18 protein-coding genes are annotated in these 22,279 nt (G+C 68.9%); 14 read left to right on the top strand and 4 right to left on the bottom strand.

The window, feature by feature from the left end; translation table 11 throughout:
* Positions 1-74: 74 nt before the first annotated feature.
* Together WAE60_RS05905 and WAE60_RS05900 are read right to left on the bottom strand one after the other, a co-directional pair.
* Positions 75-1,640 carry an alpha-L-arabinofuranosidase C-terminal domain-containing protein gene (locus WAE60_RS05905; protein ID WP_337685392.1) on the bottom strand — a complete coding sequence of 522 codons (1,566 nt, stop codon included), beginning with the start codon at positions 1,638-1,640 and terminating at the stop codon, positions 75-77.
* Between the two features lie 53 nt (positions 1,641-1,693).
* A complete protein-coding gene (locus WAE60_RS05900) occupies positions 1,694-3,496 on the bottom strand; it encodes an IlvD/Edd family dehydratase (RefSeq protein WP_337685391.1) in 1,803 nt (600 codons plus the stop codon).
* A 284-nt stretch (positions 3,497-3,780) separates the two neighbouring features.
* Here WAE60_RS05900 and WAE60_RS05895 point away from each other — a divergent pair, with 284 nt between their 5' ends.
* Positions 3,781-5,151 carry a glycoside hydrolase family 27 protein gene (locus WAE60_RS05895; RefSeq protein ID WP_337685390.1) on the top strand — a complete coding sequence of 457 codons (1,371 nt, stop codon included), beginning with the start codon at positions 3,781-3,783 and terminating at the stop codon, positions 5,149-5,151.
* Between the two features lie 68 nt (positions 5,152-5,219).
* Here the strand turns inward: WAE60_RS05895 and WAE60_RS05890 are convergent, their stop codons facing one another.
* Positions 5,220-5,918, bottom strand: a complete 699-nt coding sequence (locus tag WAE60_RS05890; protein ID WP_337685538.1) for a FadR/GntR family transcriptional regulator — start codon at positions 5,916-5,918, stop codon at positions 5,220-5,222.
* A 377-nt stretch (positions 5,919-6,295) separates the two neighbouring features.
* Here WAE60_RS05890 and araD1 point away from each other — a divergent pair, with 377 nt between their 5' ends.
* The 8 genes from araD1 (at position 6,296) to WAE60_RS05850 (ending at position 15,728) form a co-directional block, all read left to right on the top strand.
* Positions 6,296-7,291 carry an AraD1 family protein gene (gene araD1 / locus WAE60_RS05885; RefSeq protein WP_337685388.1) on the top strand — a complete coding sequence of 332 codons (996 nt, stop codon included), beginning with the start codon at positions 6,296-6,298 and terminating at the stop codon, positions 7,289-7,291.
* Positions 7,288-8,229, top strand: a complete 942-nt coding sequence (locus tag WAE60_RS05880) for a Gfo/Idh/MocA family oxidoreductase (protein ID WP_337685387.1) — start codon at positions 7,288-7,290, stop codon at positions 8,227-8,229. The genes araD1 and WAE60_RS05880 overlap by 4 nt, the downstream gene beginning before the upstream one ends.
* A 10-nt stretch (positions 8,230-8,239) precedes the next feature.
* Entirely contained in the window at positions 8,240-9,775 is a 1,536-nt protein-coding gene (locus WAE60_RS05875; RefSeq protein ID WP_337685386.1) for an aldehyde dehydrogenase (NADP(+)), read from the top strand.
* A 304-nt stretch (positions 9,776-10,079) separates the two neighbouring features.
* The gene (gene ugpC / locus WAE60_RS05870) at positions 10,080-11,171 is read left to right on the top strand and encodes a sn-glycerol-3-phosphate ABC transporter ATP-binding protein UgpC (RefSeq protein ID WP_337685384.1); all 1,092 of its coding nucleotides are present in this window, start codon (positions 10,080-10,082) and stop codon (positions 11,169-11,171) included.
* Positions 11,168-12,049, top strand: a complete 882-nt coding sequence (locus WAE60_RS05865; RefSeq protein ID WP_337685383.1) for a sugar ABC transporter permease — start codon at positions 11,168-11,170, stop codon at positions 12,047-12,049. Before ugpC ends, WAE60_RS05865 begins: the two co-directional genes overlap by 4 nt.
* The gene (locus WAE60_RS05860) at positions 12,046-12,894 is read left to right on the top strand and encodes a carbohydrate ABC transporter permease (RefSeq protein ID WP_337685382.1); all 849 of its coding nucleotides are present in this window, start codon (positions 12,046-12,048) and stop codon (positions 12,892-12,894) included. The genes WAE60_RS05865 and WAE60_RS05860 overlap by 4 nt, the downstream gene beginning before the upstream one ends.
* Positions 12,891-14,204, top strand: coding sequence for an extracellular solute-binding protein (locus WAE60_RS05855; RefSeq protein WP_337685381.1), 1,314 nt, complete (start codon positions 12,891-12,893; stop codon positions 14,202-14,204). Before WAE60_RS05860 ends, WAE60_RS05855 begins: the two co-directional genes overlap by 4 nt.
* Positions 14,205-14,219: 15 nt before the next feature.
* Positions 14,220-15,728: an alpha-N-arabinofuranosidase gene (locus WAE60_RS05850; protein WP_337685380.1), complete on the top strand. Its 1,509-nt coding sequence runs from the start codon at positions 14,220-14,222 to the stop codon at positions 15,726-15,728.
* A gap of 75 nt (positions 15,729-15,803) precedes the next feature.
* Here WAE60_RS05850 and WAE60_RS05845 read toward each other — a convergent pair whose 3' ends face one another.
* Positions 15,804-16,031 (bottom strand): hypothetical protein, encoded by a 228-nt coding sequence (locus WAE60_RS05845; protein ID WP_156035528.1) that lies wholly within the window; start codon positions 16,029-16,031, stop codon positions 15,804-15,806.
* Between WAE60_RS05845 and WAE60_RS05840 the strand changes: the two genes are divergently transcribed.
* The 5 genes from WAE60_RS05840 to WAE60_RS05820 all read left to right on the top strand — a co-directional run bounded on the left by WAE60_RS05840 (position 16,030) and on the right by WAE60_RS05820 (position 22,273).
* On the top strand, positions 16,030-18,777 hold the full coding sequence (locus WAE60_RS05840) for a TonB-dependent receptor (protein ID WP_337685379.1): 2,748 nt from the start codon (positions 16,030-16,032) through the stop codon (positions 18,775-18,777). The genes WAE60_RS05845 and WAE60_RS05840 overlap by 2 nt on opposite strands.
* A gap of 59 nt (positions 18,778-18,836) precedes the next feature.
* Positions 18,837-19,856, top strand: coding sequence for an arabinan endo-1,5-alpha-L-arabinosidase (locus WAE60_RS05835; RefSeq protein ID WP_337685378.1), 1,020 nt, complete (start codon positions 18,837-18,839; stop codon positions 19,854-19,856).
* A gap of 177 nt (positions 19,857-20,033) precedes the next feature.
* The gene (locus WAE60_RS05830; protein ID WP_337685377.1) at positions 20,034-21,191 is read left to right on the top strand and encodes an aldose epimerase family protein; all 1,158 of its coding nucleotides are present in this window, start codon (positions 20,034-20,036) and stop codon (positions 21,189-21,191) included.
* A 67-nt stretch (positions 21,192-21,258) separates the two neighbouring features.
* Positions 21,259-21,735 (top strand): GNAT family N-acetyltransferase, encoded by a 477-nt coding sequence (locus tag WAE60_RS05825; protein ID WP_029907019.1) that lies wholly within the window; start codon positions 21,259-21,261, stop codon positions 21,733-21,735.
* A gap of 118 nt (positions 21,736-21,853) precedes the next feature.
* Complete coding sequence (locus tag WAE60_RS05820; protein WP_337685376.1) at positions 21,854-22,273, top strand: Ohr family peroxiredoxin; 420 nt, start codon at positions 21,854-21,856, stop codon at positions 22,271-22,273.
* The last annotated feature ends 6 nt before the right edge of the window (positions 22,274-22,279 follow it).

Genomic DNA, 22,279 nt, shown 5'->3' with positions numbered 1-22,279 from the left:
GCTTTGCTCCGGATTTCCAGCCGTGGGCGCCCGCTCATGCCTCGCCTCGGCGACGCATGAGCGGGTCGTGACCCCTAGTTCAGGTCCAGCACCACCACCGACTTGCTCGGCAGGGTCGCGGTCAGGGTGTCGCCCTTGATCGAGGCCGCCGTGAAGGCCGCCGGCTTCACCGCGTTCGGGGCGTCGAACGTGTTGTGCGCCGCCATGGTCGAAGCCGTCAGCACCCGGCCCTTGGCGGTCTTGCCGGTCACGCCCGAGAGCTTGACGGTCACCGTCGCCGACTTGTTCGGGTCCAGGTTCACCAGCGCCAGGTGGACCACCCCGGCGGTGTCCTTGCCGGCCGAGGCGCTGACCGCCGGCACGCTGGTCTTGCCGACCGTATAGGCCGGGCTGTTCAGCTCGACCGGCAGCGAGGTCGCCCCTTGGAAAGGCTTATACAGATCGTAGACCCAGTAGGTCGGGGTCAGGACCATCTTGTCCTTGTCGGTCAGGATCATCGCCTGCAGCACGTTGACCATCTGGGCGATGGCGGTCAGCCGCACCCGGTCGGCGTGCTTGTGGAAGATGTTCAACGTCGCCCCGGCCGCCACCGCGTCGCGCATGGTGTTCTGCTGGTAGAGGAAGCCGGGGTTCGTGCCCGGCTCGACGTCGTGCCAGATGCCCCATTCATCGACGGCCAGGCCGACCCGCTTCTTCGGGTCGTACTTGTCCATGATGGCGGTGTGCTTGGTGATCAGTTCGTCCATGCGCAGGGCCTGGAACATGGTGTCGGCCCAGGTCTGCTCGTCGAACTCGGTGGCCGAGCCCTTGTTCTCCCACTTGCCGCTGGGGATCGTGTAGTAGTGGACACTGATCTGATCCATGTTCTTGGCCGCGCCGGCCATCAGGGTCTCGGTCCAGCTGTAGTCGTCGCTGTTGGCGCCGCCCGCGATCTTCTCGGTCTTGGTGCCCTTCGGCACCCGGATGAACTCGGCGAAGTTGCGGTAGAGGTCGGTGTAGTGGGCCGCCGTCATCTGGCCGCCGCAGCCCCAGTTCTCGTTGCCGACGCCGAAATAGTCGAGCTTCCAGGGTTTGTCGCGGCCGTTGGCCCGGCGCAGGTTGGCGATCGACGAGCTGGTCGGCGAGACCATGTACTCGACCCACTCGGCCATCTCCTGCGGCGAGCCGGTGCCGACATTGCCGGCCACGTAGGTCTTGGCGCCGATCAGCTCGGCGAACTCCATGAACTCGTTGGTGCCGAAGCTGTTGGGCTCCTCGACGCCGCCCCAGACCACGTTGACCTTGACCGGGCGCTTGTCGCGCGGGCCGATCCCCTCGCGCCAGTGGTAGTCGTCGGCGAAGCAGCCGCCGGGCCAGCGGACCAGCGGCACCTTGATGGCCTTCAGGGCCGCGACCACGTCGTTGCGGTAGCCCCGGGTGTTGGGGATCTTGCTGTCCTCGCCGACCCAGACGCCTTCGTAGATGCCGTGCCCCAGGTGCTCGGCGAACTGGCCGTAGACTTCCGGCTGGATCACCGGACCGGGCTGGTCGGCCCGCAGGGCGCCGGTGACGGCGGTCTGGGCGACGGCGGCCCCGGCGGTCGCCAGGACACTCAAGGCAAGGCCCGCGACAAGCGCGCGCTTCAGCGTGGTCAGCTTCACGATATTCTCCCTAAGGCTCGCCGTTGGCCGGCGCTTGTCTTCGGTGGTTGGATCTAGTGGTTGTCGCGGGGCAGGCCCTTGGTCTGGGCGATGCGCTGGTACTTGACCGCCGGCTCCAGCACCGCCCCGGTCTCCATCTGGCCGACGATGGCCCGCTGGATCTCCTGCCAGGGCGTCTGGCTTTCCGGATATTGGAAGCCGCCTGCCGCCTCGAGCGCCTTGCGCCGCGCGACGATCTCCTCGGGCGTGACCAGCACGTCGACGCGCGACTTGCGCAGGTCGACGCGGACCCGGTCGCCGGTCTTCAGCAGCGCCAGGCCGCCGCCGGCCGCGGCCTCCGGCGAGGCGTTGAGGATCGACGGCGACCCCGACGTGCCCGACTGGCGGCCGTCGCCGATGCACGGCAGCTGGTGGACGCCCTTCTTGATCAGGTAGTCGGGGGCCCGCATGTTCACGACCTCGGCCGCGCCGGGATAGCCGATCGGCCCGGCCCCGCGCATGAACAGCACGCTGCGCTCGGTGATGCCCACCGACGGGTCGTCGATCCGGTGGTGGTAGTCCTCGGGACCGTCGAAGACCACCGCGTCGCCCTCGAAGGCGTCGGGATCGTTGGGATCCGACAGGTAGCGGTCGCGGAACTCGGCGGTGATCACGCTGGTCTTCATGATCGCCGAATTGAACAGATTGCCGCGCATGACCACGAAACCGGCGCGCTCGACCAGCGGCTTGTCGAACGGACGGATCACCGCCTCGTCCTCGATGGCCGCGCCGCGGCAGGCCTCGCCCAGGGTCTTGCCCGACACGGTCAGGGCGTCCTCGCGGATCAGGCCCTGCCCCATCAGCTGGTTGACCACCGCCGGCACGCCGCCGGCGCGGTAATAATCCTCGCCGAGGTATTCGCCGGCCGGCTGCAGGTTGACCAGCAGCGGCACTTCCTCGCCATAGGTCTGCCAGTCGTCGACGCTGAGCTCGACGCCCATGTGCCGGGCCAGGCCGTTCAGGTGGATCGGGGCGTTGGTCGAGCCGCCGATGGCCGAGTTGACGACGATGGCGTTCAGGAACGCGTCGCGGGTCAGGATGTCGGACGGCTTGATGTCCTGCTCGACCAGCTCGACGATCCGCAGGCCGGTCTCGTAGGCGTTCTGCTGACGGTCGCGGTACGGGGCCGGGATCGCCGCCGAGCCGGTCAGCGACATGCCCAGCGCCTCGGTCAGCGAGTTCATGGTCGTGGCCGTGCCCATGGTGTTGCAGTAGCCGGTCGACGGGGCCGAGCTGGCCACCAGCTTGATGAAGCCGGCGCGGTCGATCTCGCCGGCCGCCAGCATCTCGCGGGCCTTCCAGACGATGGTGCCCGAACCCGTGCGCTGGCCCTTGTGCCAGCCGTTCAGCATCGGGCCGACCGACAGGGCGATGGCGGGGATGTTGACGGTGGCGGCGGCCATCAGGCAGGCCGGGGTGGTCTTGTCGCAGCCGATGGTCAGGACCACGCCGTCGATCGGATAGCCGTACAGGGTCTCCACCAGGCCCAGGTACGACAGGTTGCGGTCCAGGCCCGCGGTCGGACGCTTGCCGGTTTCCTGGATCGGATGGACCGGGAATTCCAGGGCGATGCCGCCGGCCGTGCGGATGCCTTCGCGGATGCGCTCGGCCAGCACCAGGTGGTGGCGGTTGCACGGCGACAGATCGCTGCCGGTCTGGGCGATGCCGATGATCGGCTTGCCCGACTGCAGTTCCTCCAGCGACAGGCCGAAGTTCAGGTAGCGCTCGAGGTACAGCGCCGTCATGTCCGCGTTGTCGGGATTGTCGAACCAGGCGCGCGAACGAAGGGCGCGGGGCGGAACGGCGGCAGAGCTCATGACAGTCCTTGATAGGCGGCCCCGGGTGGACGAGGAGGGCCTTGGGTCGGCGTCAGCGGGAAGGCCTCGCGGGCTGCCATGCGGATTGTCCGCCACTTAGGCGGAGCGATCGACATTCCCGTTCGTTTCACCCCTGTTTATTTGTCTGACTATACCGACCACGACCCGGCGTCAACGTGAGAGCGCCGCCGCTCGACAAGGTCGGCAAGCCGTGTTTTCCAATTGAACGCACAACAAAAACTTCGCCGAAAGTTGTCGGACGATAGGTCGCGCGGGAGGCGTCCATGGACTCGAAAAATCCGCTCGCCAAGGCGGGATCCGGTATCCGCCGCCGGGCCCTGCTGGCCGCTTCGCTCGCTCTGCCCTGGCTTCCGGACGCGGCCCGGGCGGCTGATTCCCTGGCCTTCCGCGCCCTGGCGCCCACCCCGCCTATGGGCTGGAACAGCTGGGACAGCTTCGCCACCACCCTGACCGAGGACCAGGCGATCGCCAACGCCCAGGTCATGGCCAAGGTGCTGCTGCCGCACGGCTACGACGTCTTCACGGTGGACATCCAGTGGTACGAACCGGGCGCGACCGGCTTCGACTACCGCCAGGACGCGCACCTGGAACTCGATCCGTGGGGCCGCCTGCTGCCGGCGGTCAACCGCTTCCCATCCTCGGCGAACAGCGCCGGGTTCAAGCCGCTGGGCGACCGGCTGCACGCCCTGGGCCTGAAGTTCGGCATCCACCTGATGCGCGGCGCGCCTCGCCAGGCGGCGGATCGAAACCTGCCGGTGCTGGGGACGGACGTCCGCATCGGCGACATCGTCGACCGGAGCAGCACCTGCCCCTGGAACCCGGACATGTACGGCGTCGACATGAGGAAGCCCGGCGCCCAGGCCTATTACGACAGCGTCTTCAAGCTGCTGGCCGCCTGGGGCGTCGACTACGTCAAGGTCGACGACATGAGCCGGCCCTATCACGACCACGCGCCCGAGATCGAAGCGGTGCGCAAGGCCATCGACGCCAGCGGCCGGCCGATGGTGCTGAGCCTGTCGCCCGGCGAGACGCCGCTGGACGCCGCGGCCCACGTCCAGCGCCACGCCAACCTCTGGCGGATCAGCGACGACTTCTGGGACCAGTGGCCGCTGCTGCTGGAGCAGTTCGGCCGGCTGGAGCGCTGGAACCCCTATCGCCTCCCCGGCTGCTGGCCCGACGCCGACATGCTGCCGCTGGGCGTGCTGGACCTGGGCAAGCGGACCACCCGCTTCACCCCCGATGAGCAGCGCACGATGATGACCCTGTGGTCGATCGCCCGCTCGCCCCTGATCATGGGCGGCGACCTGCGCAAGCTGGATCCGGCGACCACCGCCCTGCTGACCAATGACGAGGTCCTGGCGGTGAACCAGCGGAGCACGGGGAACCGGCCGGTGATCAACGACGACCGGCAAGCGGCGTGGGCGGCGGAAGTCCCGGGTTCGAAGGCCCGCTATGTGGCGCTGTTCAACAAGACGGACGGCGAGGCGGCGGTCGGCGTCGACCTCGCGTCGCTGGGTCTGAAAGGCCGCGCGGCGGTGCGGGACCTCTGGGCGCGGAAGGCCGACGGCGCGGCGGAGGGGCGGCTAGAGCGGACGCTGCCGGCGCACGGTTCGGGGCTGTATCGACTCGGCTAGTCAAAATCCGCTCATCCCGGCGAATGCCGGGATGAGCGGTGCTTTGAGGCGTGAGACAGTAAGCGAACCTAGTCCGCGATCGAGGCCCGCGTGTCCTCCAGCGCCAGGCCGACCAGCCGCTCCATCGCCTGCCGCGCCTGGTCCGGGCGGCTGGCCGCGATGGCGTCGAACACCTTCCAGTGGTCGGGCATCGGGTCGCGGGGCAGCTCGCGCTTGCGCTGCTTGAAGATCGTGGTCCAGCGGACGGCCGCGCCGATGCTGCTGCTGAGCGTGAACAGCGGCGCGTTGCCGGTGGCTTCCAGCACGGTGTCGTGGAAGTCGCGGTCGGCGGCCTGGCCGGCCTCGGTGGCCAGGGTCTGGCTTTCCATCTGGATCAGCGCCTTGCGCATGCGTTCCAGCTGGCCGTCGTCGCGGCGCTCGGCGGCCAGGGCCGCGGCGGCCGGCTCGACGATCATCCGCAGCTCGTACAGGCCCTTGAGGAACTCCTCGCTGGGCTCGGACTCGAAGAACCAGGCCAGCACCTCGGGGTCCAGCAGGCTCCACCGGTTGCGCTCGGTGACCCGTGTGCCAGTCTTGGGACGGCTCTCGACCAGGCCCTTGGCGGCCAGGATGCGGATGGCCTCGCGATAGGCGCTGCGCGAGACCTGCAGCTGCTCGCTGGAATCGATCTCGTTGTTGAGGATGTCGCCCGGCTGGTACTGGCCGGAGACGATGGCCACCCCCAGGGTGCGCGCGATCGAGCCGTGGATTCGACTGGTGGCCGCCAGGCTGTCCCGCGCGAAATCCCCGTCGCTGGCCTTGTCCGTCTTCTTTCGCACGCGCGCTTCGCTCCCTGCCCAGCCGACGAACGAAGCCCCCTCCGCCCGCCGATCTCGACGCAGCGCGACACTAGCGAGACAGTTTGTCCGCCGACAAGGGATTTCGCAGGGGCTTCACCGATCATGGGTGTCCGATTTCCATCCTCAAAAGTATGACGATTGGCAAACGCCGACGCGACGCGGGTTTGCGCCGTTTCCGGCGCTGGGACAGCGCGCCGTCCGGTTCGGATCGCCGCCGGGAAACGCCCGATCCACGTTTGACAGCGCCTCGCAGATCGCTATTTGTCTGACTAAATAGCCAAACCCGCTGGGAGGTAACGACAGCCATGGTGCTGCGGTTCGTGCAACTGAAGGAACAGGGCGGGACGCGAATCCTCGCGGCGGTCAATGACGCGGGCCTGGCCCGCAAGGTCGAGGGCGTCGACACCCTGCTGGCCCTGGCCAACGCCGCCCTGGCGGCCGGCGCCACCCTGGCCGAGGCCGCACAGGCCACGCCGCTCGGCGCCGAGATCGACATCCCCGCCGCCCTAGCCGAGGGCCGGGTGCTGGCCCCGATCGACCATCCCGATCCCGCCCACCTGGTGCTGACCGGCACCGGCCTGACCCACCTCGGCTCGGCCGAGGGCCGCGACAAGATGCACAAGGCCGCCCAGGCGGGCGAGCAGCTGACCGACTCCATGCGGATGTTCCTGATGGGCGTCGAGGGCGGCAAGCCCGCCGCCGGCCAGGTCGGGGCCCAGCCGGAATGGTTCTACAAGGGCGACGGCTCGCACGTGGTCGGCCACGGCGCGGCCCTGACCTCGCCCGCCTTCGCCAAGGACGGCGGCGAGGAGCCCGAGATCGCCGGCGTCTACATCATCGGCCCCGACGGGACCCCGCACCGCCTGGGCTTCTGCCTGGCCAACGAGTTCTCCGACCACGTCATCGAGCGCGGCAACTATCTGTGGCTGGCCCACTCCAAGCTGCGCCAGGCGGCCCTAGGCCCGGAACTGCTGACGGGCGAGCTGCCCGCCGACGTGCGCGGCGCCAGCAAGATCCTGCGCGGCGGCCAGGTGGTCTGGGAGAAGCCCTTCCTGTCGGGCGAGGCGAACATGTCCCACACCATCGCCAATCTCGAGCACCACCACTTCAAGTACGACATCTTCCGCAAGCCGGGCGACGTGCACGTGCACTTCTTCGGCACGGCCACCCTGTCGTTCTCGGAAGGCTTCCAGACCCAGGTCGGCGACGTGTTCGAGATCGGCGCCGCGCCGTTCCTCTACCCGGTCAGCAATCCGCTGACCCAAGCCGAGGAGAAGCCGGTGACGGTGCGCCAGCTGTGACGCCGATCCGCCTGGCCCTGGTCGGCTTGGGCAAGATCGCCCGCGACCAGCACCTGCCCGCCATCGCCGCCGACGACCGGTTCGAACTGGCCGCCGTGGTCAGCCGCAACGCCGACCTCGACGGCGTCCCGCACTTCACGACCCTGGCCGAGCTGCTGGCCAGCGACGTGGCGGTCGACGCGGTGTCGCTGTGCACCCCGCCCCAGCCGCGCCACGCCCTGGCGCACCAGGCCCTGGCGGCCGGCAAGCACGTGATGCTGGAAAAGCCGCCGGGCGCGACGCTGAGCGAGGTCGAGGACCTGCGCCTGACCGCGGCCGAGCGCGGCCTGACCCTGCAGACCACCTGGCATTCGCGCTACGCCCAGGGCGTGGCCCCCGCCCGCGAATGGCTGGCCGACAAGACCATCAAGTCGGTCCGCATCGACTGGCGCGAGGACGTCCGCGTCTGGCATCCGGGCCAGACCTGGATCTGGGAGGCCGGCGGCCTGGGCGTGTTCGATCCAGGCATCAACGCCCTGTCGATCGCCACCGCCATCCTGCCCCGCCCCTTCTTCCTGACGGCCGCCACGCTGCACGTGCCGGAAAACTGCCAGTCGCCGATCCAGGCCGAGCTGGACTTCGTGGACGCCGCCGGCGCGCCGGTAAGGGCCGAGTTCGACTTCCTGCAGACCGGTCCGCAAAGCTGGGACATCGCGGTCGAGGTCGAAGACAAAGATACCGGTAACAAAGTGTTGAAGCTGTCGCACGGCGGCGCCAAGTTGTGGCTCGACGACGTCCTGCTTCGCGAGGGGCCGGACGCCGAATATGCCGGCCTCTATGACGCTTTCGCGCGCTTGGTGGTCGACGCCGCCAGCGACGTCGACGTCAGCCCGTTACGCCATGTCGCCGACGCCTTCCTGCTGGGGCGACGGGTCGTCGCTCCGGCGTTCATTGAATAGAGAGATCGACATGGCCGAAGCCGCGCTGCGGGCCCTGAACCCCGCCACCAACGAACACTTCGGCCGCAGCTTCCCGGAGCCTAGCGCGGAGCAGATCGAATCCGTCGTCGCCGCCGCCGCGGCCGCCTTCGACACCTATCGCGAGACCGACCTGGAAACCCGCGCCGCCTTCCTCGAGGGGATCGCCGCCGAGATCGAGGCGCTGGGCGACGAGCTGATCGAGACCGCCGTGGCCGAGACCGGCCTGCCCGCGGCCCGCATCACCGGCGAGCGCGGCCGCACCTGCGGCCAGCTGCGGCTGTTCGCCCAGGTCGTCCGGCGCGGGGACTGGATCGGCGCCCGGATCGACCCGGCCATGCCGGACCGCACGCCCCTGCCCCGCGCCGACCTGCGCCAGCGCTTCATCCCGCTGGGCCCCGTGGTGGTGTTCGGCGCGTCGAACTTCCCCCTGGCCTTCTCGACGGCCGGCGGCGACACGGCCTCGGCCCTGGCGGCCGGCTGCCCGGTGATCGTCAAGGGCCACTCGGCCCACCCCAACACCGGCTTCCTGGTGGGTACAGCCGTCGAGAAGGCGGTCAAGGCCGCCGGCCTGCCCGCCGGCGTCTTCGCCATGCTGATCGGCCAGCAGCGCACTCTGGGCGCCGGCCTGGTCGCCGACCCGCGCGTCAAGGCCGTGGGCTTCACCGGTTCGCGCGCCGGCGGCACGGCCTTCATGCGGATCGCCGCCAACCGCCCCGAGCCGATCCCGGTCTTCGCCGAGATGAGCAGCGTCAATCCGGTGCTGCTGCTGCCCGCCGCCCTGTCGGCCCGCGCCGAGGCCCTGGGCGCGGCCTTCATCGGCTCGCTGACCATGGGCGCCGGCCAGTTCTGCACCAATCCCGGCCTGGTCTTCGTCCTGGCCGGCCCGGACGCCGACCGCTTCGAGACCGCCGCCGTCGAGACGCTCAAGGGCGCCCAGCCCCACGTCATGCTGACCCCCGGCATCTTCGGCGCCTACGAGCAGGGCGTGGACGCGCTGGTCGACCATCCGGGCGTCAAGCTGCTGGCCCGCGGCTGCGTCGGCGACGGCGTCAACCAGGCGGTCGGCGCGCTGTTCTCGACCGACGCCGAGACCTTCCTGCGCGACCCGGTGCTGAGCCACGAGGTGTTCGGCTCGTCGTCGCTGATCGTGCGGTTCTCGGACGTGGTGCAGCTGGCCACCGCCCTGGAAGGGCTGGAAGGTCAGCTGACCGCCACCCTGCAGATGGACGCCTCGAACCCCGGCGACATCGAGGCCGCGCGCCGCCTGCTGCCGATCCTGGAACGCAAGGCCGGCCGCATCCTGGCCAACGGCTGGCCGACCGGCGTGGAGGTCTCCAACGCCATGGTCCACGGCGGTCCGTATCCGGCCACCTCGGACCCGCGCGGCACCTCGGTGGGCACCCGCGCCATCGAGCGCTTCCTGCGCCCGGTCTGCTACCAGGACATCCCCGACGTCCTGCTGCCGGCGGCCCTGAAGGCCGACAACCCGCTGGGCGTGCGCCGCGCGCTGGACGGGGTGCTCTAAGGACTGCGATCGGGGACAGGTGCATGCGCCTGCCCCGGCAGCATCTATAGTCCGACAATTATAAACGCCCTGCCGCGCTTGCCGTGCGGCAGGGCGTTTTGATTCCTCCGCGACCCCATATTTCGCCTTGCGCACCGGTGAAATCGCCGTTATCCCGCTTTTGTCTGAGTAAATAACTCAGACAAAACCAGCCCCCACCAAAGGCGGGCGGAAACAAGAGCGCCCAGGCGCCGTGATCGGGAAGAGACGACGGCGTCCCGCCACCCTTCCGTCACGCGTCGCGGGCCGACCGGGGAGTGGATGCGTGGCGCGCGTGCGGCTTGATCATCTCGGCAAGAGCTTCGGCGCGACCGCCGTGCTCGACGACGTGTCGCTCGACATCGCCTCCGGCGAGTTCATCGCCTTCCTCGGCCCGTCGGGCTGCGGCAAGTCCACCCTGCTGCGGATGATCGCCGGGCTGGAGACCGTGGAGACAGGCCAGATCCACATCGGCGATCGCCGCGTCGACGCCCTGGCGCCGGGCGACCGGGGCGTGGCCATGGTGTTCCAGCACTACGCCCTCTACCCCCACATGACGATCTTCGAGAACATGGCCTTCGGCCTGCGCAACGCGAAGGTCCCCAAGGCCGAGATCGAGACCCGCGTGGCCGAGGCGGCCCGCATCCTGGAGATCGAGCGCTTCCTGCAGCAGAAGCCCGGCCAGCTGTCGGGCGGCCAGCGCCAGCGCGTCGCCATCGGCCGGGCCATCGTCAAGAAGCCGGACCTGTTCCTGTTCGACGAGCCGCTGTCGAACCTGGACGCCGCCCTGCGCATGCGCACCCGGCTGGAGCTGGCCCAACTGCGCCGCCGGGTCCAGGCGACGATGATCCTGGTCACCCACGACCAGGTCGAGGCCATGACCCTGGCCGACCGCATCGTGGTGATGAGCGACCGCCGCATCCAGCAGGTCGGGACGCCGATGGAGATCTACGCCCGCCCCGCCAACCGGTTCGTCGCCACCTTCGTGGGCTCGCCGCCGATGAGCTTCCTGGACACGACGCTGGGCGAAGGCGCGGGCGGCCTGGCCCGCGCGACCCTGGCCGGCGGCGCGGCCGTCGACACCGAGGTCCCGCTGGCCGCCCTGCCCGCCGGCGCCGGCTGGCGTCTGGGCCTGCGGGCCGAGGCCGTGAAGGTCGTCGCCCCCGGCGCGGGCCTGGTCGACGCCAAGGTCGAGTTCGTCGAGCGTCTGGGCGACCGCACCCTGGTCTACCTCCGCCTGGCCGACGGATCGGCCATCACCGCCGAGGACGCCGGGACCAGCCGCGCGGCCATGGGCGACGCGGTCGGCCTGGCCCTGGACGGCCCGGTCCACCTGTTCGACGCCGACGACCGCGCCCACTACGGGCCGCCGGCATGAGCGCCGCTTCGCCCCGCAGGAGTTCCTGGACCAACGGGCTGTTCGTGACGCCGTATCTGGTCGTCTACCTGGTCCTGCTGCTCTATCCGCTGCTGGCCGGCGTGTGGCTGAGCCTGCACAAGGCCGACCTGTTCGGCGGCGAGGCGTTCGTCGGGCTCGAGAACTTCGGCCGGCTGCTGCGCGATACGGTCTTCCTGCAGGCGGTGCGCAACACCTTCTACTTCGTGCTGCTGACCGTGCCGCCCCTGGCGGTCATCGCCCTGGGGCTGGCCATCGCCCTGAACCGCCCCACCCGCGCGGCGGCCTTCTTCCGGGGCGTGTTCTTCAGCTCGTCGGTGCTGTCGGTGACGATCGTGACCCTGATCTGGCGGCTTGTGCTGATCCCCGACGGCGGGCTGATCGCCAACGTCCTGCACATGGCCGGCAAGCCGCCGATCCCGCTGCTCAGCCATCCCGACCTGGTGCTGCCGGCCATCGCCCTGACCACGGTCTGGTGGTGCCTGGGCCTGCCGATGATGCTGTACCTGGCCGCCCTGCAGCAGGTGCCGGCCGAGCTCTACGAGGCCGCCGCCCTGGATCGCGCCAGCCGCTGGAAGACCCTGACCCGCATCACCCTGCCCTCGATCCGCCGAACCCTGGTGCTGGTGGTGATCATCCAGTGCGTGCTGCAGTTCCAGCTGTTCGGCCAGGCCCAGCTGCTGACCCAGGGCGGTCCCAACGGCGCCTCGCGGCCGATCGTGCTGTTCATCTACGAGGTCGGCTTCCGGCGCTGGGACATCGGCTACGCGGCCGCCGCGTCCGAGATCCTGTTCGGCCTGATCCTGATCGCCACCGTCCTGCAGTACGTGACCACGCGCGAGAAGGAGGCGGTCCGATGAGCGCCCTCGACCGCGCCGCCGGGCGCAATCCCTGGATCGACCGCCTGGGCTGGGCCGCCCTGATCCTGGCCGCCCTGGTCATGGTGGCGCCGCTGCTGTGGACGGTGGGCCTGTCGCTGAAGGCCAACGGCGAGCTGCTGCGCGACACCGCCTCGGTGTTCCGCGGGCCCTACACCCTGGAGAACTACGGCTCGATCCTGGCGCGGCCGGCGGCGTTCCGCTGGCTAGCCAACAGCCTGCTGGTCTCGCTGTGCACCACCGCCGGCGTGCTGGCCCTGTCGTCCCTGGCCGGCTACGGCTTCGCACGGCTGGAGTTCCCGGGCCGCAAGTGGCTGTTCGCCCTGGTGCTGTTCGGCCTGGCCGTGCCCGAGCAGTCGGTGATCATCACCCGCCACCAGCTCTTCAGCGCCCTGCACCTGCACAACACCTATCCCGGCCTGATCCTGCCCGGCCTGGCCGCGCCGTTCGGGGTGTTCCTGATGACCCAGTACTTCAAGGCCATCCCGGTCGAGCTGGACGAGGCGGCCATGCTGGACGGGGCCAGTCGCCGGCAGGTGTTCTGGAAGGTGTTGCTGCCCCTGACCCTGCCCGCCCAGGCGACCCTGGGCATCTTCACCTTCCTGTCGTCGTGGAACGACTACTGGTGGCCGCTGATCTCGGCCACGCGCAGCGAGATGTTCACCCTGACGGTGGGCGTGGCCAGTTCGCAGATCAACTTCGCCCAGACCAGCGGCCTGGGCTTCCTGATGGCCCAGGCGGTGTTCGCCAGCGCGCCCATCCTGGTCGTCTACGTGTTCTTCCAGAAGTACATCGTGCGGGCGGTGTCGGGAGCGGCGGTGCGATGAGAGCCCTTCCGCGCCTGGCCCTGATCGCCGCCGCCGCGCTCAGCCTGTTCGGCTGCTCCAGGCCGCACGACGACGTCACCCGGATCACCGTCCAGCGCATCTTCGGCGAGTGCCGCTCGGCCGGGGCCGGGGCGCGCAACCCCGACGGCGAGTGCGAGATCATCACCGGCCTCCTGGACCAGTTCCAGCGCGAGAACCCGGACATCAGGCTGAAGGTCAACATCGCCGCCTGGCCCGGCTACGACCAGTTGTCGGCCCAGTTCGCGGCCGGCGATCCGCCCGACCTGGTGACCATGCACATGTCGGCGATCTCGGACTACCAGTCGCGCGGCCTGATCGAGCCGATGGGGCCGGGGCTGGAAAGCGTCGGGGTCGATCCCGCCGCCTTCACCCGCGCCGCCCGCGAGGGCGTGACCAAGAACGGCCAGGTCTGGGGCCTGCCCTTCGACAACTGGGCGCCGCTCTGGCACATCAACCTGGGCCAGTTCCGCCAGGCGGGGTTGGTCAGGGACGGCCAGCCGGTGCTACCGGCCAGCGCTGACGAACTGCTGGCCCAGGCCCGCCAGTTCAAGGCCGCCACCGGCAAGCCCTACCTGGTCCTGGCCATGGCCAACGAGACGGCCAGCTATACCCGCAATCTCTACACCTACCTGATGACCCAGGACGCGGTGTTCTTCACCGATCCCAAGCACATCAAGCTGACCACGCCCGAAGCCCACCGGATCATGGCCTTGTTCAAGCAGATGTACGACGAGGGCCTGACCACCAAGGACCAGGACTATCCGGCCGCCACCAGCGGCTTCATGAACGGCGACGGCGGGGTCTATCTGGTCGGCACCTGGATGATCGGCACGTTCGAGGCGGAGTCGCACACGCCCGGACGCCCCCTGGCCGACGGCTACGCGGTCGTGCCCTATCCGCGCCTGTTCGGGACCAAGGACGCCGCCTTCGTCGACGGCCACGCCTGGGTCGTGCCGCATCGCGATCGGACGCCGGCGCAGCGCGCCGCCGTCTATCGCCTGGTCAAGTTCCTGGCCGACCACGACTACGACTGGTCGCGCACCGGCCACTTGCCGTCGATGCAGGCGGTGATCGACAGCCCGCGCTTCAAGGCCCTGCCCCATCGCCAGGCCATCGCGCCGCTGGCGACCATCGGCCAGACCCTGCCGCCGCAGGTGCAGCGCCAGTTCGCGATCCAGGACATCATCGGCGACGAGATGGCCAGCGCCATCACCGGCCGCAAACCCATCGACACCGCCCTCGCCGACGCCGAGCACCGCGTCAACGACCTGCTGTTCCACCTTCTCTAGATCCGTGAGCCGATCATGCTGACCGCCAAGATCATCGCCGACGCCGACTTCGTGGTGGCCCCGCTGGACCGCCGGATCTTCGGCACCTTCGTCGAGCACATGGGCCGCTGCGTCTATGGCGGCATCTATGAGCCGGGGCATCCCACCGCGACGCCCGAGGGCTTCCGCCAGGACGTGCTGGACCTGACCAAGGAGCTGGGCGTCACCATCGTCCGCTATCCGGGCGGCAACTTCCTGTCAGGCTACAACTGGGAAGACGGCGTCGGTCCGAAGGAAGATCGTCCTGTCCGCCTGGACCTGGCCTGGCACTCGACCGAGACCAACCAGTTCGGGACCAACGAATTCATCACCTGGTGCCGCAAGGCGGACCTCGAGCCGATGTTCGCCGTGAACACCGGCACGCGCGGCGCCGACGAGGCCCGCCACTTCCTCGAATACTGCAACCATCCGGGCGGCACCTACTATTCCGACCTGCGCCGCGCGCACGGCTACGAGCAGCCGCACGGCATCAAGTTCTGGTGCATCGGCAACGAGATGGACGGCCCCTGGCAGATCTGCGCCAAGACCTCGGCCGAGTACGGGCGCATCGCCCAGGAGACCGGCAAGGTGATGAAGTGGGTCGATCCCACCATCGAGCTGACCGCCTGCGGCTCGTCCCAGCGCGCCATGCCCACCTACGGCAAGTGGGAGTACGAGGTGCTAAACCAGTGCTTCGACCAGGTCGATTACATCTCGCTGCACCACTACTGCCGCAACGACGCCGACGACATCCACGAGTTCCTGGCCACCATCGACGACCTGGACCACTTCATCCGCGAGGTGGCTGCGATCGCCGACGCCGTAGCGGCCAACCGCCGCTCCAAGAAGCAGATCATGCTGTCGCTAGACGAATGGAACGTCTGGTACAAGGCCAGCGGCCCCGACGACCTGAAGAAGCCCGGCTGGCCCGAGGCCCCGCCGCTGATCGAGGAGGTCTACAATCACGAGGACGCCCTCGTGGTCGGCGGCTGCCTGATCGTGATGATGAACAACGCCGACCGCCTGAAGGCCGGCTGCCTGGCCCAGCTGGTCAATGTGATCGGCCCGATCATGACGCAGACCGGCGGCCCGGCCTGGCGCCAGACCATCTTCCACCCGTTCGCCGAAGCCGCCCGCTATGGCCGCGGCCAGGTGCTGAAGCTGAAGGTCGAGACGGGCACGTTCCCGACCAAGGCCCACGGCGAGGTCCCCACCCTGCTGTCGACGATCGTCCACGATCCGGAAACCGGCGCGGTGACGGTGTTCGCCCTGAACCGCAGCACGACCGACGACCTGGAGCTGTCGGTCGACCTGCGCGGCGTCGGCGACCTGGCCCTGGCCTCGGCCAGCCAGCTGCACGATCCGGACCTGAAGCGGACCAACACCAAGGACCAGCCCGACGCGGTGTCGCCCAAACCCAACGACACGGTCCGCCTGGCGGACGGCCGCCTGACCGGGGTGCTGAAGCGGCAATCCTGGAACGTGGTGGCCCTGACCCGCGCCTGATCAGGTCGTCAGGACATTTCCACTATATTTGTCAGACCACTAAAGACGGACAATTCGAGCCTATCCCCGATCAAACTACCGCGCGGCCGCTCCCCACCCGGAGCGGCCGTTGTCGTTTTCGCCGCTCATACCGGCGATTACGCCGAAACTGGCGGCTTCACGGGCGCGGTTCACGCCTATGGCTTTTGTACGACTAAAGTGACAGTTGCTCTTGCGTGCCAGATATTTGTCAGACAAGATCGTTGTTATCCAGAACCCTTCGCGACGACGAAGGGGCGCGATGACTTGGGAGGGAATGATCATGACAACCGGCGCCCGGAATCCCGTGCGGCGCGCGCGAAGCGCGCACAAAACTCTGCTGATATCCGCGGCCTCGGCCCTGACCCTGCTGGGCGCCGCGCCCGCCCTGGCCCAGACGGCCGCGCAGAAGGACGACCAGACGGTCGACGAGATCGTAGTCACCGGCCAGCGCCAGGCCGCCCAGAGCGCTCAGCAGATCAAGAAGAACAACGACCTGGTCGTCGACTCGATCGTCGCCGAGGACGTGGGCAAGCTGCCCGACAACAACGTCGCCGACGCCCTGGCCCGCGTGACCGGCATCCAGGTCCGCCGCGACTCCGGCGAGGCCAACTCGGTGCTGATCCGCGGCCTGCCCAACCTGGTCACCCTGCTGAACGGCCGCGAGGTGTTCACCACCACCGGCCGCTACATCGCCCTGGCCGACATCCCCGCCAACATGCTGCAGCGGGTCGACGTCTATAAGAGCGCCGCGGCCGACCAGATCGAAGGCGGCATCGCCGGCGCGATCGACGTGCGCACCCGCCGGCCGTTCGACTTCTCGGGCGCCCAGTTCAACGCCTTCGGCCACGCGGTCTATTCCGACAAGGCCGAGAAGTGGAACCCGGACTTCGGCGCCACCGCCTCGGACCGCTGGGAGACCGGCGCCGGCGAGTTCGGCGCCCTGATCGGCGTGTCATTCATGGAGCGCGACTACCACGAGGAGCGGGCCTTCAACGTCCGGCCCGATCCGAAGACGGACTGCGGCAACGGCACCAAGAGCCGGACCTGCGGCTCGTTCAACGCCGCCCACCCCGCGCCGCAGGACGACGTCCAGGGTCCGTTCGTGATGGGCTACATCCCGATCGCCGGCGATCGCAAACGCCAGGCGGCCAACTTCGCCCTGCAATGGCGGCCGGACGACACCAGCGAGCTCTACTTCGAAGGCTTCGTCACCGACTACAAGAACGTGTTTGAACTGGACTTCCTGGTGGGCTTGCCCTGGCTGGGCGACGGCAACCTGTCGGCCACGGTGTTCCCGGGCACCAACCAGCTGAAGACGCTGACCAACCACAACGTCTTCACGATCATGTCGACCCAGGCCAACGACCAGCACTCCAACACCAACCAGTTCTCGGCCGGCGGCTACAAGGAGCTGGGCAGCTTCAAGCTGTCGACCGACCTGTCGGTGACCAACTCGTACTTCACGTACGAGAACCCGATCATGGACACCTCGACCATCGTGCCCCTGGTGCAGGTCGACACCAGCCACGACGGCACCGCCCAGCTGAACTACAACAGCCCGGGCTACGACATCACCAATCCGTCGGCCTATACGATCGAGAACTGGTTCGACAACTACGGCAAGCAGACCGGCGGCTCGGTCGATTGGCGGGCCGACGTCGTCTACACCGCGCCTTCCGACGAGTTCATCCGCGAGATCAGCGCCGGCGTCCGCTACGCCGACCGCAGCGCCGAGTCCAACCAGTCGTACGGCGGCGCGGCCTATCCGTTCACCCACACCTCGGTCAGCACCCTGCCGGGCCTGAACGGCGTGTCCGAGCCGATGGCCGGCGGCGGTCCGGACTACATCACCACCCAGTGGTACACGCCCAGCGCCTCGTACCTGCTGAGCAACACCGACAAGGTGCGGGCCCAGACCGCCCTGCTCTACGACCGCAACGTCACCAGCGCCGCCGAGTTCGCCCTGCGCAACGACCCGGTCACGGGCAAGCGCCGGATCGACCCGGGCATGTACTTCTCGGATGTCGAGAAGACCTATGCCGGCTACGTGCAGTCCAAGATCGGCGGCGACATGGGCAGCGTCCCCTGGAGCGGCGTGGTCGGCCTGCGCCTGGTGCGCACCGAACAGACCCTGGGCGGCAACAACGTCGACACCGCCACCTCGATCCTGAGGTACACCCCGACCACCAAGAAGAACTCGTCGGTCGATCTGCTGCCCAGCGCGAACCTGCGGTTCGACGTGCGGCCCGACCTGGTGGCCCGCCTGTCGGTGGGCCGCACGGTCACGCGGCCGGACTTCGCCCAGCTGAACCCGGGCGTCTCGCTGTCGACGGTGGCCTCGAACACCACCTTCCTGTCGGGCTCGGGCGGCAACCCGAACCTCAAGCCGGTGACGTCCGACAGCCTCGACACCTCGCTGGAATGGTACTTCGCCCCGGACGGCTTCCTGACGGTCGCCTACTTCCACCGCAACATCGACGGCTATGTGGAGACCACCTCGGCCAACGAGGTGATCAACGGCACCACCTACATCATGACCCGGCCCAGCAACTCCGGGAAGGACAAGCTGGACGGCGTCGAGGTGGGCTACCAGCAGTTCTACGACTTCCTGCCGGGCCCGCTCAGCGGCCTCGGCCTGCAGGCCAACCTCACCTTCATGGACGGCTCGATGGAGAACGGCGTCACCGGGGTGAAGACCGATTTCCGGGGCCTGTCGAAGTGGTCGTACAACGTAGCCGCCCTCTACGAGAAGGGTCCGATCTCGGGTCGCCTGGCCTACAACTGGCGCCAGCACTTCCTGGACACGCCCAACTTCGAGAACAGCGGCTTCGACCTGATCGCCGACGACACCGCCCAGCTGGACGGCAGCCTGTCGTACAAGATCGGCGACAAGATCACCCTGACCCTGGAAGGCGTGAATCTGCTCGACACCGAGTTCAAGGACTACTTCACCGACAAGCACCTGTATCCGCGCGACACCCGTCGCTACGACCGCCAGGTCCTGCTCGGCTTCCGCTGGAAGATGTAAGACCCGCCCGCCCGGTTCCGTTGGAGCCGGGCGGGTCCGTTTTCGCGCCGGAGTTCGTGATGCTGACCCGCAGACACGCCCTGGCCGGAGCCCTGAGCGCGACCCTCCCCGGGATCGCCGCCGCCCAGGCCTCCGCCCAAACGACCGCAAGCCTCAACGACCGGATGACCGGCGACCTGTCTCCCGTCCACGACCCCTGCATCATCAAGCAGGGCGCGACCTATCACCTGTTCTGCACCAGCCAGGCCAACCAGCCGCCCGGCCTGATCCACTGGCGCACCTCGCCCGACCTGGTCACCTGGACCCTGGCCGGCGCCGTCATGCCCGCCCTGCCCGACTGGGCGCAGAAGGAGGTGCCCGGCACGCACGGCGCCTGGGCGCCCGACATCAGCCTGATCAACGGCCGCTACCACCTCTATTACGCGCTCTCGACCTTCGGGAAGAACCGCTCGGTCATCGCCCTGCAGACCACCGCGACGCTGGACCGGTCCGACCCGGCCTTCGGCTGGCGCGACGAGGGCGTGGTGCTGGCGTCGAAGTCGGGCGACGACTTCAACGCCATCGACGCCAACATCGTCACCGGCCCGGACGGCCGCGTGTGGATGAGCCTGGGCAGTTTCTGGACCGGCCTGAAGCTGGTCGAGATCGACCCAGCGACCGGCAAGCCCAAGGCCGGGGCCGAACTGACGTCCATCGCCGCCCGTCCCCATCCCGACGCCATCGAGGCGCCCTACATCGTCCAGCGCGACGGCTGGTTCTACCTGTTCGCCTCGTTCGACTTCTGCTGCCGCGGCGCCGACAGCAGCTACTACACCGTGGTGGGCCGTTCGAAGGCCGTGGCCGGCCCCTATGTCGACCGCCTCGGCAAGCCGATGCTGAAGGGCGGCGGCTTCATCGTGCTGCACGCCGACCTCGATCCGGCCAAGCGCTTCAAGGGTCCCGGCCACGTGGCCGTGCTGCGCGACGGGGCCCGCGACTACATCGTCTACCACGCCTACGACGCCAAGACGGGCGGCGTCCCCACCCTCCGCATCCAGCGCCTGGCCTGGACCGACGACGGCTGGCCCGTGGCCGTTTAGCGCTTTTCCCCGCCCAAGGCCGGCCTCGACTGCGCCGTTCCGGACACGCTCCGGGACGGCGCCTTTTCTTTCCGCCCGGGCTCGCCCCCAACCTCGATTGCACCGGTCGAATTTGTCAGACTATATGGACACCAAGCCGCCCTCAGAGCCGCTCCGACCGTTGGAACGAGGAAACCCATGAAGACTTCAGGCCGCAAGCTGACCGGCGCCCTCCTGGCCGCCACCGCCATCGCCGTCCCGGGCGGAGCCTTCGCGGCCGACTACGCCCGCGCCTCGTTCGGCAAGACGCCCGACGGCGTCGAGGTCGAGGCCATAACCCTGACAAACGGCAAGGGCGTCAGCGCCACCGTGATCACCTACGGCGCCACCCTGCAGTCGCTGGTCGCGCCCGGCCGCGACGGGACCAAGGCCGACATCGCCCTGGGCTTCAAGGACGCCGAGGCCTACGTGAAGAACGCCAGCTATTTCGGCGCCTCGGTCGGCCGGTTCGCCAACCGCATCGGCAAGGGCAAGTTCACGCTGGACGGCAAGACCTACCAGCTGGCGCTGAACAACAACGGCGTCGCCGCCCTGCACGGCGGGGTGAAGGGCTTCGACAAGCAAGTCTGGAAGGTGAGCGACATCAAGCGCGGCCCCGTCGCCTCGGTCACCTTCACCCACGTCAGCCCCGACGGCGAGGAAGGCTATCCCGGCACGCTGACGGCCACGGCGACCTACGCCCTGGACGAGAACAACAACCTGACGATCACCTACGGCGCCACGACCGACAAGCCGACCATCGTCAACATCACCAACCACGCCCTGTTCAACGTGGCGGGCGAAGGCTCGGCCGAGGGCGCGATGGGCAATGTCCTGACCCTGGCCTCGGATGGCTACACACCGGTGGACGGCGAGCTGATCCCGACCGGCGAGATCACCCCCGTGGCCGGCACCCCGTTCGACTTCCGCAAGCCCACCGTGGTGGGCGAGCGTCTCCGCGACGCCCGCGACCCGCAGATCGTCGTCGGCCGCGGCTACGACCACAACATGGTGCTGACGGGCAAGTCGGGCGGCGCCCCGCGCCTGGCCGCGCGCCTGGCCGATCCCAAGAGCGGCCGCGTGCTGGAGATCCTCAGCGACCAGCCGGGCATCCAGTTCTACACCGGCAACTTCATCGACGGCACGATGGTGGGCAAGAGCGGCAAGATCTATCGCCAGGGCGACGGCATCGCCCTGGAGCCCCAGCACTTCCCCGACGCCCCCAACAAGCCGGCCTTCGCCTCGGTGCGGCTGGACCCGGGCCAGACCTACAGCAACACCATGGTGTTCAGGCTGACGACGGACGGGAAGAAGTAGGCGTCTCCAAGGCGCATGACCTCGGAGGGCATTGCGGGCGGTCGTGGAAGTCTGTTTTCCTCACGGCATGCCCGCCGCCTTCTCCATCCGGCCCGTCCGCACCGATCAGGACCTGGCGGCGGTCGTCGCGCTGTTCGAGGACTATGTCGCCGGCCTGACCGTCGACCTGGGTTACCAGGACTTCAGCGGCGAGCTGGCCGGGCTGCCCGGCAAGTACGCCCCGCCGAGAGGTGAGCTGCTGCTGGCCCGGGACGCGGCGGGCGCGCCGCTCGGTTGCGTGGGCCTGCGCCCCCTTTCCGACGACTGCTGCGAGATGAAGCGCCTCTACCTGCTGCCGGCGGCGCGCGGCTTGGGCCTGGGCAGGGCCATGACCGAGGCGGTGATCGAGACCGCCCGCGCCCTCGGCTACGGCGAGCTGCGGCTCGACACCCTGCCCAGCATGACCACCGCCATGGGGCTGTACGACGCCATGGGCTTCGAGCGCACCGCCCCCTACTACGCCCCGACGCCGGACGGCACGGTGTTCATGCGGCTGAAGCTCTGACCGCGATTAGGTCCTTTTCGCCACCAGTGAAGCGCCCCCCAGGCGGATAATCCTGGCGGCGTATCCGGCCTATCGGTGAGCTGCGGCGGACCGTCCGTCGCGCGACGGAGCGCCGAGCATGAACGTCCTCTACGCCACACAGGCCACCGCCCTGGGCGGACGCGACGGCTGGGCCGCCAGCGTCGACGGGGGGCTGAAGGTCAAGCTGGCCAAGCCTCGCGCGCTGGACGGCGCGGGCGGCGGCGCCACGCCCGAGCACCTGTTCGCCGCCGCCTACGCCGCCTCCTTCCTGGAAGCCCTGCGCGCCGCCGCGCCCGAAACCGGCTCCGTGATCACCGACGACGCCAACGTCACGGTGACCGTCGGCGTCGGCCGTCCCGAAAGCGAGGACGGCCTGGCCCTGGACGTGTCCCTGGCCCTCGACCTGCCCGACGTCGACCGCGAGACCGCCCAGGTCCTGGCCCGTCGCGCCCACGACCTTTGCCCCTATTCCCGCGCCCTGCGTGACCGTCTCGAGCCCCGGGTCTCGATTGCCTGACTTTGC

It is taken from the genome of Caulobacter sp. CCG-8, assembly GCF_037402475.1.
Classification (GTDB): Bacteria; Pseudomonadota; Alphaproteobacteria; order Caulobacterales; family Caulobacteraceae; genus Caulobacter.
Note: the sequence above shows the minus strand (reverse complement) of the source record. Positions and strands in the feature narration are given on the sequence as shown.